The sequence below is a fragment of the Streptomyces sp. NPDC027185 genome, from assembly GCF_055567035.1.
In genome coordinates this window covers 564,077-580,657 of the sequence record NZ_JBVHRF010000003.1, presented here as the reverse complement: position 1 = coordinate 580,657, position 16,581 = coordinate 564,077, and the positions used below count along the sequence as shown (strand labels likewise).

General features: G+C 73.9%; 14 protein-coding genes. 11 read left to right on the top strand and 3 right to left on the bottom strand.

What is annotated here, in order from left to right:
• Positions 1–1,012 precede the first annotated feature (1,012 nt).
• Positions 1,013–1,339 (top strand): plasmid stabilization protein, encoded by a 327-nt coding sequence (locus ACZ4M8_RS12670; RefSeq protein ID WP_467606183.1) that lies wholly within the window; start codon positions 1,013–1,015, stop codon positions 1,337–1,339.
• Positions 1,340–1,460: 121 nt separating this feature from the next.
• On the opposite strand, the gene ACZ4M8_RS12665 is transcribed toward ACZ4M8_RS12670, so the two are convergent.
• Positions 1,461–3,020 carry an FMN-binding glutamate synthase family protein gene (locus ACZ4M8_RS12665; RefSeq protein WP_467606181.1) on the bottom strand — a complete coding sequence of 520 codons (1,560 nt, stop codon included), beginning with the start codon at positions 3,018–3,020 and terminating at the stop codon, positions 1,461–1,463.
• Positions 3,021–3,306: 286 nt separating this feature from the next.
• Here ACZ4M8_RS12665 and ACZ4M8_RS12660 point away from each other — a divergent pair, with 286 nt between their 5' ends.
• The 3 genes from ACZ4M8_RS12660 (at position 3,307) to cynR (ending at position 6,176) form a co-directional block, all read left to right on the top strand.
• Positions 3,307–3,876 (top strand): TetR/AcrR family transcriptional regulator, encoded by a 570-nt coding sequence (locus tag ACZ4M8_RS12660; protein ID WP_467606179.1) that lies wholly within the window; start codon positions 3,307–3,309, stop codon positions 3,874–3,876.
• Positions 3,877–3,965: 89 nt separating this feature from the next.
• Positions 3,966–5,144 carry a GDSL-type esterase/lipase family protein gene (locus tag ACZ4M8_RS12655; protein WP_467606177.1) on the top strand — a complete coding sequence of 393 codons (1,179 nt, stop codon included), beginning with the start codon at positions 3,966–3,968 and terminating at the stop codon, positions 5,142–5,144.
• Positions 5,145–5,267: 123 nt separating this feature from the next.
• The gene (gene cynR / locus ACZ4M8_RS12650) at positions 5,268–6,176 is read left to right on the top strand and encodes a transcriptional regulator CynR (protein ID WP_467606176.1); all 909 of its coding nucleotides are present in this window, start codon (positions 5,268–5,270) and stop codon (positions 6,174–6,176) included.
• Positions 6,177–6,319: 143 nt separating this feature from the next.
• Here cynR and ACZ4M8_RS12645 read toward each other — a convergent pair whose 3' ends face one another.
• Positions 6,320–6,940 carry an L-threonylcarbamoyladenylate synthase gene (locus ACZ4M8_RS12645; protein ID WP_399096050.1) on the bottom strand — a complete coding sequence of 207 codons (621 nt, stop codon included), beginning with the start codon at positions 6,938–6,940 and terminating at the stop codon, positions 6,320–6,322.
• A gap of 86 nt (positions 6,941–7,026) precedes the next feature.
• Here ACZ4M8_RS12645 and ACZ4M8_RS12640 point away from each other — a divergent pair, with 86 nt between their 5' ends.
• From ACZ4M8_RS12640 to ACZ4M8_RS12615, 6 genes are all read left to right on the top strand, one after another.
• Complete coding sequence (locus ACZ4M8_RS12640; RefSeq protein ID WP_467606173.1) at positions 7,027–7,782, top strand: uracil-DNA glycosylase; 756 nt, start codon at positions 7,027–7,029, stop codon at positions 7,780–7,782.
• A 209-nt stretch (positions 7,783–7,991) separates the two neighbouring features.
• Positions 7,992–10,583 (top strand): ATP-dependent Clp protease ATP-binding subunit, encoded by a 2,592-nt coding sequence (locus ACZ4M8_RS12635; protein ID WP_467606171.1) that lies wholly within the window; start codon positions 7,992–7,994, stop codon positions 10,581–10,583.
• Positions 10,584–10,737: 154 nt separating this feature from the next.
• A complete protein-coding gene (locus ACZ4M8_RS12630; protein ID WP_467606169.1) occupies positions 10,738–10,893 on the top strand; it encodes a hypothetical protein in 156 nt (51 codons plus the stop codon).
• A 68-nt stretch (positions 10,894–10,961) separates the two neighbouring features.
• Positions 10,962–11,279, top strand: a complete 318-nt coding sequence (locus ACZ4M8_RS12625; RefSeq protein ID WP_467606168.1) for a hypothetical protein — start codon at positions 10,962–10,964, stop codon at positions 11,277–11,279.
• A gap of 412 nt (positions 11,280–11,691) precedes the next feature.
• Complete coding sequence (locus ACZ4M8_RS12620; RefSeq protein WP_467606166.1) at positions 11,692–13,125, top strand: SpaA isopeptide-forming pilin-related protein; 1,434 nt, start codon at positions 11,692–11,694, stop codon at positions 13,123–13,125.
• A gap of 438 nt (positions 13,126–13,563) precedes the next feature.
• Positions 13,564–14,418 carry an MIP/aquaporin family protein gene (locus tag ACZ4M8_RS12615; protein WP_467606164.1) on the top strand — a complete coding sequence of 285 codons (855 nt, stop codon included), beginning with the start codon at positions 13,564–13,566 and terminating at the stop codon, positions 14,416–14,418.
• A 69-nt stretch (positions 14,419–14,487) separates the two neighbouring features.
• Here ACZ4M8_RS12615 and ACZ4M8_RS12610 read toward each other — a convergent pair whose 3' ends face one another.
• A complete protein-coding gene (locus ACZ4M8_RS12610; RefSeq protein WP_467606163.1) occupies positions 14,488–15,162 on the bottom strand; it encodes a GntR family transcriptional regulator in 675 nt (224 codons plus the stop codon).
• A gap of 197 nt (positions 15,163–15,359) precedes the next feature.
• On the opposite strand from ACZ4M8_RS12610, the gene ACZ4M8_RS12605 reads away from it, so the two are divergent.
• Entirely contained in the window at positions 15,360–16,577 is a 1,218-nt protein-coding gene (locus ACZ4M8_RS12605) for a sarcosine oxidase subunit beta family protein (RefSeq protein ID WP_467606161.1), read from the top strand.
• Positions 16,578–16,581: the final 4 nt, after the last annotated feature.

Sequence of the window (16,581 nt, the reverse complement as noted above, 5' to 3'; positions counted from 1 at the left end):
GCGGCCCACCCGGTGGAGACGGCGGAGCACGGGCATCCGGCCCCGGAACCCGCCAGGTCGGCGGCTCCCCGGCGGGTCCTGTCCCGCGCTCGCCGGTGCACGAGCACCGCGTGGGCCGGGAAGGAGGCGGCGCAGCGCACGGCGACATCCCCTCCCGGGTGCGGTGTGTGAGGCGCGGCCGTACGGTTCCGCGTCGCGTGGGCGGGGCGGTCCCCGGCGGTCCCGGCGTTGTGCCCGCTGCGTCCGCGGCCGGGCGGCGACGGGGCCGCGGTGCGCGGGGCCGGGCTCCCGGTAGGGCTGGTGAGGGGCCCGCGGCGTTGTGCTCCCCCGCGCCCCGGCCCGGCTTCTCCACTGTCGGCGCCCTCCCGGGCGGGGGCAACCGGGCCCGGGGCCTGACACGGCTGCCGGCCTCGGGCGGAGCCGCGGGCGCCGCCGCCCTCCGGCCCGACGCTCTCCGCTCCGGCGGCCCCGGCCCGACGCGCGCCGGGCCCCGTCGCGCCCGCCCGCCGGATGCCGCAGAGTGGGAGAGGGGTCGGTTCCCGCCACGGAAGCCACCGCCGGGAGCCGGGGAGCCGCCTTGACGGGCGCTCCGCCCTCGCCCCCGAACATTCCGCACACCGGACACCGTCCGGTGCCTGCCACCGCCCCCGAGGGACAGGAATGCGCATGCGTTTCGGCTCGCCCGGCCCGGCCCCGCGCGGCATCGGGCCGGAACCGCCCTCCCGGCCCGCGCCCTCGCGCGAGCCGCCGTTCCCACCCGATCCCGAGGCGCCCCGGCCTCCGCCGCCGGGCGCGCCCCCGCCGTCCCGGCGCCCGCTCTTCCCGCCCGACCCGGAGGCGCCCCGGCCGCCCGGACCCGACCACGGGAACGCGCCGCCGGGCTCCGGCACGGCACACGCGCGGCACGCGCGGCCCGGCGCGTGAGCCCCCGGGCGACCGGTCGCCGCGCCCGTCGCCTCCCCACGCGATGACGGCACCGAGGAGTTCCCGCCCCCACGACCGAGGAGGACCCATGCCCGCAGGCTCCAGCAAGAAGCGCGAGCGGCAGTACGAGCACATCAAGGAGCAGGCCGAGGAGCGCGGCACCTCGACGCGGCGCGCCAAGGAGATCGCCGCGCGCACCGTCAACAAGGAACGCGCCCGCTCCGGTGAGGCGAAGACCGCGAGCAAGGTCTCCACCCAGGACCCGAAATCCGCACCCCAACGCGGCGGCGAACGGTCGCACAAGGGCGCGCAAGGGCCTACGCGCGACCAGCTCTACGAGGAAGCGAAACGCAAGAACGTCGAGGGCCGCTCGAACATGAACAAGGCCGAACTGCGCAAGGCCGTCGGAAAGTAGCCCGGGGCCGCCGCCGGGAGCGCGGCACCGGGGCGCGGCCTCGCCGTACGTCCCGCGCACCGCAGCGCGGGACGCCCTTCCTTCCCCCCGCTCCGGCCTCCGGGCGATCCGCCGCGGCGCGTCACGCCCGGAAGCTGTCCGGGTCCGCCGCCTCCCAGTCGCGGCGCCACGCGGGCGGCGGTCCGGTGAGCAGTTGCCCGGGTTCGAGCCAGGTGTACAGCTCCCCGTACGACAGGACGGTGCGCGGGTCCAGGCGGCGGCGCAGCTGGTGCGGGGCGAGTTCGCCGGGGTTCCGCACGCCCATGGAAGCCATGATCTGCAGGGCGCTGCGCACCGTGGCCTCCTGGTAGCGGCGGACCCGTGCGGACTTGTCGTCCACGTCGAGGGCGCGGGTGCGCCACGGGTCCTGCGTGGTGACGCCGACGGGGCAGGTGTTGGTGTGGCAGCGCTGGGCCTGGATGCACCCGAGGGCGAACATCATGGCGCGCGCCGCGTTGGTGTAGTCGGCGCCCTGGAGCAGGCGTTTGACCAGATCGGCGCCGGTGGCGACCTTTCCGCTCGCGCCGATCCGGATGCGTTCGCGCAGTCCGGTGCCCACCAGGGCGTTGTGGACGGTGATCAGCCCTTCGGTGAGCGGGGTGCCCAGATGGTCGGCGTACTCCAGGGGAGCCGCGCCGGTGCCGCCCTCGGCGCCGTCCACGACGATGAAATCGGGGGTGATCTCCTCCTCGCACATCGCCTTGCAGACCGCGAGGAATTCCCGCCGGGAGCCGACGCAGAGTTTGAATCCGGTGGGTTTGCCGTCCGCCAGCCGCCGCATCCGGGCGAGAAACCGGACGAGTTCGCGGGGTGTGCGAAAGACCCGGTGGTACGGGGGCGAGATGACGGTGCGGCCCTCGGGAACCTCGCGTACCCGGGCGATCTCGGCGTTGACCTTACCGCCGGGGAGCACTCCGCCGATACCGGGTTTGGCGCCCTGCGAGAGCTTCAGCGACACGCATTTCACCTGGGCGTACGCCGCTTTTTCGGCGAAGTCCTGTGCGTCGAAGTCACCTTCCGGGGTGCGGCAGCCGAAATATCCGGTGCCGATCTCCCAGATGAGGTCACCGCCGTGCCGCAAGTGGTATTCCGACAGTCCGCCCTCGCCGGTGTCATGGGCGAATCCGCCCTGCGCCGCGCCGCGGTTGAGCGCGAGGATCGCCTTCGCCGAGAGCGAGCCGAAGCTCATCGCGGAGACGTTGAGCAACGCCATGTCGTACGGGCGGGTGCAGTCCGGACCTCCGATCCGTACCACCGGCTTCTCCTGCGGTACGGGCACCGGGGACATCGAGGGGACGAGGAATTCGTATCCGGCGAGGTAGACATCGCGTTCGGTGCCGAACGCCTCCTCGGCCTCGGTGCCTTTGGCGCGCTGATAGACGATGCTGCGGACATCGCGGTCGAAGGGGCGGCCGTCGAAGTTCCGCTCGATGAAATACTGCTGCATTTCCGGGCGGATGTACTCCATCAGATAACGCAGATGCCCCAGCACCGGATAGTTGCGCAGCACCGAATGCTTGCGCTGCAGAACATCTCCCACGCCGAGCAGCGCGGGCGGCAACAGCAGTCCGGCAGGCACCCACCACCAGGGCGAGAACACCAGAGCCAGGATTCCGGACGCCACCGCGGCCGACACGGTCATCGCGACGCTCATCAATCTGAACACCCGCCGAGTCAATCGCAAGTCCCCCACCGGGTGGCGTAATTCCCGCCCCTTCGGCCTGCCGTGCCGGTCGGCGCGGGCCGCCCGCGCCGACCGGCACGTCTCGGGCCGCCCGGCCGGTCCCGCACATACGGGTCCCCTCCGCCACGCGCGGCCCCGCCCGGCGCAGGTCACCGCGGACAGCGCCGCACCCTCCCAGGCATTTGCCTATAGGTCGTAGGCACATGCATACTCTCAATAGGCAAATCGAGAGCAGGTGATGGTTGTGGTTCGGGCAGGACTGAATCCGGAGCGGCTGACGCTGGCCGGCGCGGAGCTCGCCGATGAGATCGGCTTCGGCCAGGTGACCCTGTCAGCGCTCGCCCGGCGCTTCGGGGTGAAGCCCGCGAGCCTGTACTCCCACCTGAAGAACTCCCACGAGCTGAAGGTGCGGATCGCGCTCTTCGCGCTGGAGGAACTCGCCGACCGGGTCGCCGACGCCGTGGCCGGACGCGCGGGCAAGGACGCCCTGACGGCCTTCGCCAACGCCTACCGGGACTACGCCCGCGCACACCCCGGCCGGTACGAAGCGGCCCGGTACCGGCTCGATCCGGAGACCGCCGCGGCCAGTGCCGGCGTCCGGCACGCGCAGATGACACGGGCGATCCTGCGCGGCTACGACCTCGCGGAGCCGGACCAGACGCACGCGGTCCGCATGCTGGGCAGCGTCTTCCACGGCTATGCCGCCCTGGAGGCGTCCGGCGCCTTCGACCACACGGACGTCGCCACCGATCGGTCCTGGGCCTGGACCCTGGACTCCCTCGACCTCGCCCTGCGGAGCCGGTCCGCCTCCTGACCCTCCGCACGCCCCCGGGCCGGCGCACCCCATACCGCCCCGCGCCCCCGCACTCGTCTCTCCCCCGAACGGACCGGAGGCTCGCAGTCATGAGCACCGAACAGACCCTGATCACCACCCCGATCACCGCCGAATTCCTGCGCGGACACCTCGACGTGGAACAGACCGCGCACGGTCTGCTGCCGCACCGGCTGCCGCCGCGGGCGCGCCGCCAGATCCCCGACGACCTGCTGGCCGTGGCCGAGGCCCAGCCCTCCGGGGTGCGGCTGGCCTTCCGTACCGGCGCCACCACCATCGCGTTGGACGCCCTGGCCACCAAGCGCGCCTACGTGGGTGTCCCGCCCCTCCCGGACGGCGTGTACGACCTGCTGGTCGACGGCCGGCTCACCGCCCAGGCCACCGTGGACGGCGGGAACCTCCGCACCATCACCGATATGCGGACCCAGGCCGCCGAGTTCGTCCCGGGACCGGCGGGCACCGCGCACTTCACCGGCCTCCCGGCGGGCCCGAAGAACATCGAGATCTGGCTCCCGCACACGGAGATCACCGAGGTCATAGCGCTGCGCACCGACGCCCCCGTCGAACCGGCGCCGACCGGCGGACGCCGGGTGTGGCTGCACCACGGCAGTTCCGCCAGCCAGGGCTCCAACGCCGCCTCCCCCAGCGCCACCTGGCCCGCCCTGGCCGCGGCCGCGGGCGGGGTGGATCTGATCAACCTCGGGTTCGGCGGCAGCTCACTGGTGGACCCGTTCACCGCGCGCGCGATGCGGGACACCCCCGCCGACCTGATCAGCGTCAAACTCGGTCTCAACGTCGCCAACAGCGACGCCATGCGCCGCCGCACCTTCGCCCCGGCCGTCCACGGTTTCCTCGACACGATCCGCGACGGCCACCCGACGGCCCCGCTGCTCCTCGTCTCCCCCCTGCTGTGCCCGACGCAGGAGCACACCCCCGGCCCCCTGATGCCGGACTTCTCCGGCGGCACGCTCCGGTTCAAGGCCACCGGCGACCCCGCGGAGACCGCCGCCGGGCGGCTGACGCTCACGATCATCCGCGAGGTGCTGGCCGAGATCGCCGAACAGCGGTCCACCGAGGACCCGCACCTGCACTACGTGGACGGACTCGACCTGTACGGCGAGCGCGACCACGACGAGATCCCGCTGCCGGACGGGATCCACCCCAGCCCCGAGGCGCACCGGCGCATCGGCGAGAACTTCGCCCGGCTCGCGTTCACGCACAGCGGCCCCTTCGCCGCCACGACCGGCTGAGAGGAACGCCCCGACCGGCTGGAGGGCACCCCCGGCACCCCGGCCTCTCCCGCGTGACCCGCAGGTACAGCGCGTACGAGAGGCCGGGCCCGGGGCTCATCGGCCGTACCTATGCTTGACCTCATGGCCCCCGTCGAACTGCGTCATCTGCGGTATCTGCTCGCCGTGGCCGAGCAGGGCAGCTTCACCCGCGCCGCCGAGGAGCTGCACATCTCGCAGCCCACGCTGTCCCAGCAGATCAAGCAGTTGGAGCGGAGCCTGGGCGTGCAGTTGCTGGACCGCACCGGCCGGACGGTGCGGCTCACCGACGCCGGGGCCGTCTACACCGACCACGCCCGGCGCGCCCTGCGCGACCTCGCCACCGCCGAACGCGCCGTCCACGACGTGCAGGACCTCTCCCGCGGCCATCTGCGCCTGGGCGTCACCCCCACCTTCACCGCCTATCTGGTGGGCCCGCTCACCGCCGAACTGCACGCCCGCCATCCCGGCGTGCGCCTCACCCTGACGGAGCTGACCCAGGACCGGGCCGAGGCGGCGCTGCTCGCCGACGAACTGGACCTGGGCATCGCCTTCGCCGGCACCCACCTGCCCGGTATCACCGCGACCGCGCTGTTCACCGAGACCCTCAGCCTCGTCACCGGCGCCCCGCACACCCGGAACCCGTCCGGCCCGGTACCGGTCCACACCCTGAACGACGAGCAACTCGCCCTGCTCAGCGCGGACTTCGCCACCCGCGTCCATATCGACTCCTACTTCGCCCGCCACCGGGCGACCCCGCGCATCACGGTCGAGGCCAACTCCCTCCAGGCGCTCACCGAGATCGTCCGGCGCACCGGCCTGGCCACCGTCCTGCCCGACGCCATCACCGACGACCACCCCCACCTCACGCCCGTCCCCCTCGACCCGCCGCTGCCCACCCGTACGGTGACCCTGCTGCACCGCGAGGGCGCCTACCGCAGCGCCGCCGCCCGCGCCTTCACCCGGCTCACCCACGACCTCGTCCGCGCCCGCGGCTACACGCCCGCTCCGTGACGCACCGGACGGCGCGGGCCAGAGCCGCCGGCGGGGCCGGGGCGGGGTGGGGCGGGTTCCCGTCCGGTCCAGGAGATGTCCGGGAGATGTGGTGAGCCGGACGGTGCCCCTGCCGCTCGCTCCGCCGCGCATGCCGCTCGTTCCTACGCGAAGCGGGACGGGTCCCCCGCGCCGTGGCGGACGATCTCCGGAGTGCCGCCGGAGAAGTCGACGACGGTGGTGGGTTCGGTGCCGCAGTCACCGGAGTCGACGACCGCGTCGAGGACGTGGTCGAGGCGCTCCTTGATCTCCCAGCCCTGGGTCAGCGGCTCGTCCTCGTCGGGCAGCAGCAGGGTGCTGGAGAGGATCGGCTCACCCAACTCGTCCAGAAGCGCCTGCGCGACGGTGTGGTCGGGGATGCGGACGCCGACCGTCTTCTTCTTGGGGTGCTGGAGCTGGCGCGGTACCTCGCGGGTCGCCGGGAGGATGAAGGTGTAGCTGCCGGGCGTGGCCGCCTTGAGGGTACGGAACACGTCGTTGTCGATCTGGACGAGCTGGCCCAGCTGCGCGAAGTCGCGGCAGACGAGGGTGAAGTGGTGCCGGTCGTCGAGCTGACGGATCGACCGGATCCGGGCGACGCCGTCCCGGCTGCCGATCCGGCACCCCAGCGCGAAGCAGGAGTCCGTCGGGTACGCGACGAGCCCGTCGGAGCGGATCAGTTCGGCGACGGTGCCGAGGGTGCGGCGCTGGGGGTTGTCCGGGTGTACATCGAAATACTTCGCCATCCGGCGAGTGTAGGCGGCCCGGCGCCGCGGGCCCCGGCGGCGCGGGCCGGACGGCGCGGGCCGTCCGGCGGTCCTACGGTGAGGGGATGGACGAGGCCGAAGCGGGGTTCCCGGCGTACCGGGCGGCGCGTTGCGCGAGCGTCGCGGAGCTGGACGGGGCGGTGACCGGGTGCCGGGCCTGTCCGCGCCTGGTGGCGTGGCGGGAGGAGGTCGCGGCGGTACGGCGGGCGGCGTTCCGGGACGAGGAGTACTGGGCGCGGCCGGTGCCCGGGTTCGGTCCGGCCGACGCGTCGCTGGCGGTGGTGGGCCTGGCACCGGCGGCGCACGGCGGCAACCGTACGGGGCGGATGTTCACCGGGGACGACGCCGGGGACTTCCTGTTCGCCGCGTTGTACGCCGCCGGGCTCGCCTCCCGCCCGACGGCGGTGCGGCCCGGCGACGGGCTGGAGCTGTACGGCGTACGGATCACCTCGCCGGTGCACTGCGCGCCGCCGCAGAACCGGCCGACGCCGGCCGAGCGGGACACCTGCCGCCCGTGGCTGGCGGCGGAGCTGGCGCTGCTGGCACCTGGGCTGCGGGCGGTGGTGGTGCTGGGGGCGTTCGGCTGGCAGGCGCTGTGGCCGGTGCTGGCGGCGGCCGGGTGGCGGCTGCCGCGCCCGCGCCCGGCGTTCGGCCACGGCGCCGTGGTGACGCTGCCCGGCGCGAACGGCCGGGGCCCGCTGCACGTCCTGGGGTGCTACCACCCCAGCCGCCGCAACGTCTTCACCGGGCGGCTGACCGCGCCGATGCTCACCGAGGTCCTGGAGCGGGCCGCCCGGCTGGCCGGGGGCGGCACGGGGTGAGGGCCGGGCGGCGTGCGGCCACGATCCCGGACGGCGCCGGGCCGGCGCGGGCCGGTGGCCGGGTGGGCGGCGGGCCGTCCGCGTGCGGAGCGCGGCGGTGGCCCTGATCCTGAAGCGGGGGCCGCCGTCCGGCGTGTGCGCGCCCGCGGTGGCCGGTAACGGATCCGACAGGCAGCAGTCGCGGCACCGTGACAGCGGAACGGACACAGATGAGCGACGGATTCATGGGCCCGGAAGGCTTCGAACCGGACCCGTTCGGCGACTTCCTGGGACGCGTCTTCGGCCGTCCGGGCGGCTCCAGCCGGATGCCGCGGCAGGCGGACATCGCCCGGCTGATGAGCGCCGGCGCCCGCGATCTGGTGACGTCCGCGGCGACCTACGCCGCCGACCACGGCAGTACGGAGCTGGGTACCGAGCATCTGCTGCGGGCCTCGCTGACCGCGGAGCCCACCCGCAGCCTGGTACGGCAGTCCGGCGCGGACCCCGACGCGCTCGCCGCGGACATCGACCGCAGCGCGGGCTCGGGCCCGCAGCAGGCGCGGGTGGCGGTGACCCCGGCGGTCAAGCGGGCGCTGCTGGGCGCGCACGACATGGCGCTGGGCTCCGGCGCGTCGTACATCGGCCCGGAGCACGTCCTGGAGGCGCTGGCGGCCAATCCGGACTCGGCCGCCGGGCGGATCCTCAACGTCTTCCGGATCGACGCGCAGCACGCGGAGCGGGGCGCGGCGCCGGGCCATCCGCCGGCTCCGCCGGAGCCGGGCGCGCCGCCCCGGCACGAGACGCCGACGCTCGACAAGTACAGCCGTGATCTGACGGAGCTGGCGCGGGCCGGGCGCATCGATCCGGTGATCGGGCGGGAGACGGAGATCGAGCAGACCGTCGAGGTGCTGTCGCGGCGCGGGAAGAACAATCCGGTGCTGGTCGGCGACGCGGGCGTGGGCAAGACCGCGATCGTCGAGGGGCTCGCGCAGCGGATGGCCGACGGGGACGTGCCGGAGACGCTGGCGGGGCGGCGGGTGGTGTCGCTCGACATGACGGGCGTGGTCGCCGGGACCCGCTACCGCGGCGATTTCGAGGAGCGGATGAACGCCATCATCGAGGAGGTACGGGCGCACTCGGACACGCTGATCGTCTTCATCGACGAACTGCACACCGTGGTGGGCGCGGGCGGCGGCGCCGACGGCGGCAGCATGGACGCCGGCAACATCCTCAAACCGGCGCTCGCCCGCGGTGAGCTGCACATCATCGGCGCCACGACGCTGGAGGAGTACCGCCGGTACATCGAGAAGGACGCCGCCCTGGCCCGCCGTTTCCAGCCGCTGCTGGTGCCGGAGCCGGACGTGGCGGACGCGGTGGAGATCCTGCGGGGGCTCCAGGACCGGTACGAGGCCCACCACCAGGTGCGGTACACCGACGAGGCGCTGCTGGCGGCGGTGGAGCTGTCCGACCGGTATCTGACCGACCGGTTCCTGCCGGACAAGGCGATCGACCTGATCGACCAGGCGGGTGCCCGGGTCCGGCTCCGCTCGGGCACCAAGGCGGCGGGCGTCCGGGACCTGGAGCGGGAGGCCGAGCAGCTGACGCGGGACAAGGACCAAGCGGTGGCGGCGGAGCAGTACGAGCGCGCCACCGAACTGCGGGACCGGATCACGGCGCTGACCGAGCGGATCGGTGCGGGGGCGGGCGAGGCGACGGGGGACGGCCGGGTCGTGGAGGTCACCGCGGCGGACATCGCGGAGATCATCTCCCGCCAGACCGGCATCCCGGTCAGCAACCTCACCGAGGAGGAGCGCGAGCGGCTGCTGGGCCTCCAGGAGCGGCTGAGCGCGCGGGTCATCGGACAGGACGACGCGGTGGCCGCGGTGGCGGAGGCGGTGCTGCGCTCCCGTGCCGGGCTGGCCGATCCGCAGCGCCCGATCGGCAGCTTCCTGTTCCTGGGGCCGACCGGGGTGGGCAAGACGGAGCTGGCGCGGGCGCTGGCGGAGGCGCTGTTCGGCAGCGAGGACCGGATGGTGCGGCTCGACATGAGCGAGTACCAGGAGCGGCACACGGTGAGCCGGCTGGTCGGGGCGCCGCCCGGATACGTCGGACACGAGGACGCGGGGCAGCTGACAGAGGCGGTGCGCCGCCATCCGTACGCGCTGGTGCTGCTGGACGAGGTGGAGAAGGCGCACCCCGATGTCTTCAACATGCTGCTGCAGGTGCTGGACGACGGGCATCTGACCGACGCGCAGGGCCGGACCGTCGACTTCAAGAACACCGTCGTCGTGATGACCAGCAATCTGGGGTCGGAGGCGCTCAGCGGCGGCCGGGGCACGCTCGGCTTCGGCCCGTCGGGCGGCGACGACGCGGCGCGCGAGCGCGCGATGGCGGCGCTGCGCACGCACTTCCGGCCGGAGTTCCTCAACCGGCTCGACGAGATCATCGTGTTCCGGCAGCTCACCGACGCGCAGCTGCGGCAGATCACCGCACTGCTGCTGGACGCGACGAGCCGCCGGATGCGGGCGCAGGACATGACCATCGAGTTCTCGCCGGAGGCGGTCGACTGGCTGACCCGCCGCGGCCACCGTCCGGAGTACGGGGCGCGGCCGCTGCGGCGGACCATCCAGCGGGAGATCGACAACTCACTGTCGCGGCTGGTGCTCGACGGGGCGCTCTCCCCAGGTGACCGGATCCGGGTGGAGATCGAGGACGACCGCCCGGCGTTCCGCACCACGTCCGGCCAGGAGCCCGCCCCCGGCGCGGAACCGCCGGGCGGCGCCACGGCGGACGGGAGCCACGAGGGACCGCCGGCCGGGTGAGCGGCCGGGCGCCGGATGCCGGCGCCCTCAGGGCGCTCCTCCGGGCGCCCCGGAACTCATCGATTCGCCCGGTTATCGACCTGTTTGTCGCTGGCGCCGCCGGGTACGACAGGGGCACGGGGCACGGACCGGTACGAGCCACCGGGAGGTTGGCGTGATCATTCTCGGCCTCATCCTTCTCGTCATCGGCCTGGTGACGGGCATCGCGGTGCTCTGGACCATCGGCGCCGTTCTGCTGATCGTCGGGGCCGCGCTCTGGCTCCTGGGCCTCCTGGGACGGGGCGTCGGCGGACGGCGCCACTACTGGTAGGCGAAGGCCCGGACGGGCGGCGGTCCGCCCGTCCGGTCCGTACGCGGAACGCAGCTTCGGAGCACCTCATGTTCGTCTTCCTCGGACTCGTCCTTCTGATCGCCGCAGTCGTCGTCGGTGTCGCCGCGGTCGTCGGCAACGTCGGTGCCGGACACGAACTCCTCATGGCGTTCAAGGTGTTCGGCTACCACCTGACGGGCTCCGCCGGGGCGCTCTTCCTCTTCGGCGTGATCGTCGGCGGGGTGGCCGTACTCGGCCTCGGACTGCTGGTGGCCGGGGCGGGCCGCTCCTCACGGCGGGCGCGGACCGAACAGCACGACCGCCCCGCGGCACCCGGGAAGCCGCACCGCCGCCACCTCTTCGGCCACCGCACCGCGCCCCGCTGACCCGCCCCGGGCGCCGCTCCCGCCAAGCCGCCCACGGCGGACCGCACGCCACGTCCCGTACGAAGAAGGGGATTTGGCCATCACTCATGTGCCCGGCGCCGTACCGGAGGTACGCGCCGGCCCCGGCATGACCTGAGGTCCACGGCCCGCGGGGCCGGGGAGACCGGTCGCGGCGGGCCGCGGCGTTGTGCCCGCCCTGGCCGGGATGTGCTGGGTTTGTGCCAAGTTCCTTTGACATGACCGCGATGGCGGTACTTTTCTGTGGCAGTCCGCGCCGCAGCCGGGTGGCGCCGGGTCCGCCGGCCACCGCCCCGTCGCGCTGCGGCCGCGCGGGCGGGAGGGCCGCGGACGGCCCGGACTTCGAGGGGGCTCGACTTTCATGCGTACAGCTCGGATGAGAAGACTTTCGGCCATGGGCGCGGTGTCCGTGGTGGTGGGGGTGGTGGGCGCGGTGCTCCCGGCGTCGGTGGCGTCGGCCGCCGACCGGGAGGGGCACGAGGGCCGGGCGGTCGGCTGGCATCTGCGGACCGGCAAGCACACCGCGATGTGGACCGGCACCCACGTCCTGGACGACGGCAGCCACGCGCTCTGCCTGGACCTGGCGCTGTACGGCCCGGACGGCAAGGACAACGGCTACACCCGCACCGGCGCGCCCGAGCAGCTCTCCGAGGACACCAAGGCGCGGCTGGCGGAGCTGGCCTCGCGGTACGGCACACTGCCGGACACCGTCGAGGGCCGTAACACCTCGGCCGCCGCCGCGCTGGTGACCTGGGCGCTCGCCGCCCACGACGGCATCGACGAGAGCGGCTACAACGGCGAGAAGATCCCCTGGCAGCAGTGGCTGGACAAGGGCATGCCGAAGGGCGCGGTGGCGGGCTACGGCGGCGACGCGTCGGTGGACACCGCGCCGGTCGTCGCGCAGTTCAACCGGCTGCGCAAGGAGATCCTGACGGTCGACGCGGCGCCGTACACGCTGAGCGTCGAGGGCTCCGGCACGACCTTCCCGTACGAGCGCACCCCGCGGGAGAAGGAGCTGACGGTCAAGGTCGCGCAGGGGAAGAAGCCCGCCGAGGGCGTCGAGGTGAACACCACGGATCTGACCAACGTCGCGCGTCCGGCGCGGCCCGGCGCGGTGGGCACCACCGACGCGCGGGGCAGGGCGGTCTTCCGCTTCACGCCGGACGAGCCGGGCAAGGACGCGGGCGCCGCGTTCGGCGCGGAGGTGTCGGTGAACTCGCCGACGTTCTGGCACACCGACCGCACGGTGCACGGCAAGCCGATGCAGCGGCTGGTGTACTTCGTGGCCGAGCGCAAGCCGCTCACGGCGTCCGGTGAGATCCGCTTCCAGCCCGCCGCGGTGGTGATCGCGGTGAAGAAGGACCGCGCCACGGGCGAGGCGGTCACCTCCCCGGCGACGTACGAGATCCGGGCGGACGACAAGGGCGCGCCGGGCGAGGTCGTCACCACCGTCACGACCGGGAAGGACGGCAGGTCCGAGGCGGTCGACCTGCCCGCCGGGACGTACTGGATAGTCGAGACGAAGGCGCCCGAGGGGTACCAGCTCGACAAGGAGCCGCGGAAGATCGAGGCGGTGTCCGGGGAGCGGCGGACCGTGACGGTGTGGGACAACGCGGTGCCCAGCCCGTCGCCGTCGCCCTCCGCCCCGGCGACGCCGCAGCAGCCGACGCCCAACCGTCCGGCGCCCGCGGGCGTCACCGGCGGCTCGCTGGCGCACACCGGCGCCGACGGCACGCCGTATCTCGCGGCGGGCGCGGCGGCGCTGGTCGTGGCGGGCGGCGGCGCGGTCGCGTACGCACGGCGGCGCCGCCCGGCGGACAGCCGCTGACCTGCGGGATCGAGGGGCGCGAGCCCGGGGTGGCGGGGCGTGGCCCGAGGGGCCGCGCCCCGTCGCCACGTACGGGGCCGGGAACGGGCCGGGGCGCCTGGCGGAGGGCCCGTCGCCCCGTACGGGAACGGGCCGGACCGCGGCGCGCAGGGCCTGCCGCGGTCCGCGTACGAAGACGCCTCACCGCGAGGCCCGGCAGCGCCTCGTCGTGGTGCGCGGCGCGGCACCGCCCCGGGCCCGGAGCGTGAGCCCCGCAGCCGTGCCGTCGCCCCGTGGGCCGTCGTGCCCGGACGGAGCAGCGTCTCACCCGTCCGGGTCATCATCCGGGCGGTGGGTGGCGGTCCGGGTGGCGCGGAGGGCCGGGGGCTGATGACGATCGGGCGACGTCCCGTTCCACTTCGGCGGGGCGTGACCGCCGACCGCCGGGGAGACGCCGTGATGAGCGCACCGCCTCGCACGCCCAAGCTGATCCACGAACTCCTCGCGGAGTTCCTCGGCACGATGGTGCTCATCCTTTTCGGCTGCGGTGTGGTGGCGCAGGTCAACGCAGGTGGCGCGCTGACCGACCCGAAGGGCGGGCTCGGCGGCCACGACAGCATCGCCTGGGCCTGGGGGCTCGGCGTCACCCTCGGCGCGTACGTCGCGGCGCGGATGACCGGCGCCCACCTCAACCCGGCGGTGACGGTGGCGCTCGCCGCGTTCAAGGGGTTCTCGTGGGCGAAGGTGGCACCGTACGCGCTGGCCCAGACGGTGGGCGCGTTCTGCGCCGCGCTGCTGGTGCGGTGGAACTACACCGAGGTCATCGCGCGGGCCGATCCGGGGCACAGCATCAAGACCCAGACGATCTTCTCCACCCTGCCGGGGAACGGTTCGACGGCCGCCGGGGTCCACGAGTGGGGCGCCTTCCGGGATCAGATCCTCGGCACCGCCGTCCTGATGATCCTGATCTTCGCCCTGACCGATCTGCTGAACACCCCGCCCGGCGCGAACCTCGCGCCGTTCGTCATCGGCCTGGTGGTCGTCGCGATCGGCATGGCCTTCGGCACGGACGCCGGCTACGCCATCAACCCGGCCCGCGACTTCGGTCCGCGGCTGGCCAGCTTCCTGACCGGATACCGGGGCGCCTGGCGTGATCAGTGGGGGAATTTCTACTTCTGGGTGCCGATCGTCGCGCCGCTCTGCGGGGGTCTGATCGGCGGCGCGGTCTACAAGTTCCTCATCGGCGACTTCCTGCATCGCATCGAGGCCGAGCCGGAGCCGCCCGGCCGTATCCCCACGACCGACGAGGCGTGAGGCCCGGCGGGTCCGGAACGGCGACCGGCCGCCCCGGGCCCGCGGCGCGTACCGGGCGCGGCGGGGTGGTCAGAGCGCCGTGCGGATGGCGCGTTCGAAGCCCTCGACGTGCGCGGCGGCCAGTTCGGCGGCCTTCTCCGCGTCCCCGCCGGCCACCGCGCGCAGCAGCGGCCCGTGCTCGCCGATGTGTCCGGCGACCCCGGGCAGCCGGTCGACGAAGAGGCACCACACGCGGGTGGCGAGGTTGTCGTAGTGCACGAGGGTGTCTTCGAGGTAGGGGTTGCGGGTGGCGGCGTAGACGGCGCGGTGGGCCTGGAGGTCGAGGCGCATCAGCGCGCCGGGGCTGCGGGGTGCGGCGGGGGCGCCCTCCAGCTCCGCGGTGAGGGCGGTGAGCGCGGTGCGGTGGGCGTCGGTGGCGCGGCGGGCGGCCTGCGCCGCGGCCATCGGCTCCAGCTCGCGCCGGACCTCGGAGATGTGGGCGAGGTCGGTGATGTTGACCTCGGTGGCGAAGGTGCCGCGGCGCGGGTAGACGGCGATCAGCCGCTCGTACTGGAGGCGTTTGAGGGCCTCGCGGACGGGGGTGCGGCCGACGCCGAGGGACTGGGCGAGCTGGTCCTCGCTGATGGGGGCGCCGGGGCGGATCTCCAGCATGATCAGCCGGTCGCGCAGGGCGCGGTAGGCGCGTTCGGCGAGCGAGGGCTCCCCCGCTCCGGGGTGGGCGTCCGCCGCCCGGTGCTGCGTCATCCGGCCCCCTTGACCTGCTCCCGATCGGCCCCTTACGTTACCGCAGGCTACTGATATATCAGTTGCCCATCAAGCGCATTCCAGGAAGGCGTGCAGGTCGGAGAGGTGCGGGGCGGTCGGCGCGGGTGCGCGGGGCGTTCCGGGGCCGCTTCCGGCGCGCCCGCCGCCCGCCTCCGCGACACGAAGGGAACCGCCGGATGAGCTCCCCCCTTCCGGAACACCCCGCGCACCTGTGGCGCAACCCCGAGCCCCGCTCCTCGTACGACGTCGTCATCGTCGGCGGCGGCGGGCACGGGCTGGCCACCGCGCACTACCTCGCGTCGGTGCACGGCATCACGGACGTCGCCGTCCTGGAGAAGGGCTGGCTGGGCGGCGGCAACATGGCGCGCAACACCACGATCATCCGGTCCAACTACCTCTGGGACGAGACGACCGCCCTCTACGAGTACGCGCTGAAGCTCTGGGAGACGCTCCCCGCCGAGCTGGACTACGACGTGATGTTCAGCCAACGCGGCGTCCTCAACCTCGCGCACACCCTCCAGGACGTCCGCGACTGTGCCCGCCGGGTCGGCGCCAACCGGCTCAACGGCGTCGACTCGCACTGGCTGGAGCCCGACGAGGTCGCCGAGGTCTGCCCGATCCTCAACACCTCGCCGCACAGCCGCTACCCGGTCCTCGGCGCCACGTACCAGCCGCGCGCCGGTATCGCCAAGCACGATCACGTCGCCTGGGCACTGGCCCGCAGCGCGGACGCGTACGGCGTCGATCTGATCCAGGGCTGCGAGGTGACCGGCTTCACCACCGACGGCGGGCGGGTCACCGGCGTGACGACCACCCGCGGCCGGATCGGCGCCGGGCGGGTGGGGCTCGCCGTCGCCGGACACAGCGGCGTCCTCGCCGCGCGGGCCGGACTCCGGCTGCCGGTGCAGTCCCATCCGCTCCAGGCGCTCGTCTCCGAACTCCACGAGCCGGTCCACCCCACCGTCGTGATGTCCAACCACGTGCACGTCTACGTCTCCCAGGCGCACAAGGGCGAACTGGTGCTGGGCGCCGGGGTCGACGCGTACAACGGCTACGGGCAGCGCGGCGCCTTCCACATCATCGAGCGGCAGATGGCCGCCGCCGTCGAGCTGTTCCCGGTCTTCGCCCGCGCGCACGTGCTGCGCACCTGGGGCGGGATCGTGGACGTCACACCCGACGCCTCCCCCGTCATCGGCGCCACCCCGCTGGCGAACCTCTTCGTCAACTGCGGCTGGGGCACCGGCGGTTTCAAGGCCACCCCGGCCGCCGGGTGGACCTTCGCCCACACCCTGGCGACCGGCGCGCCGCATCCGCTGAACGCGCCGTTCTCGCTCGACCGGTTCACCACCGGCGCGCTCATCGACGAACACGGCGCCGCCGCCGTGGCCCACTGAGAGG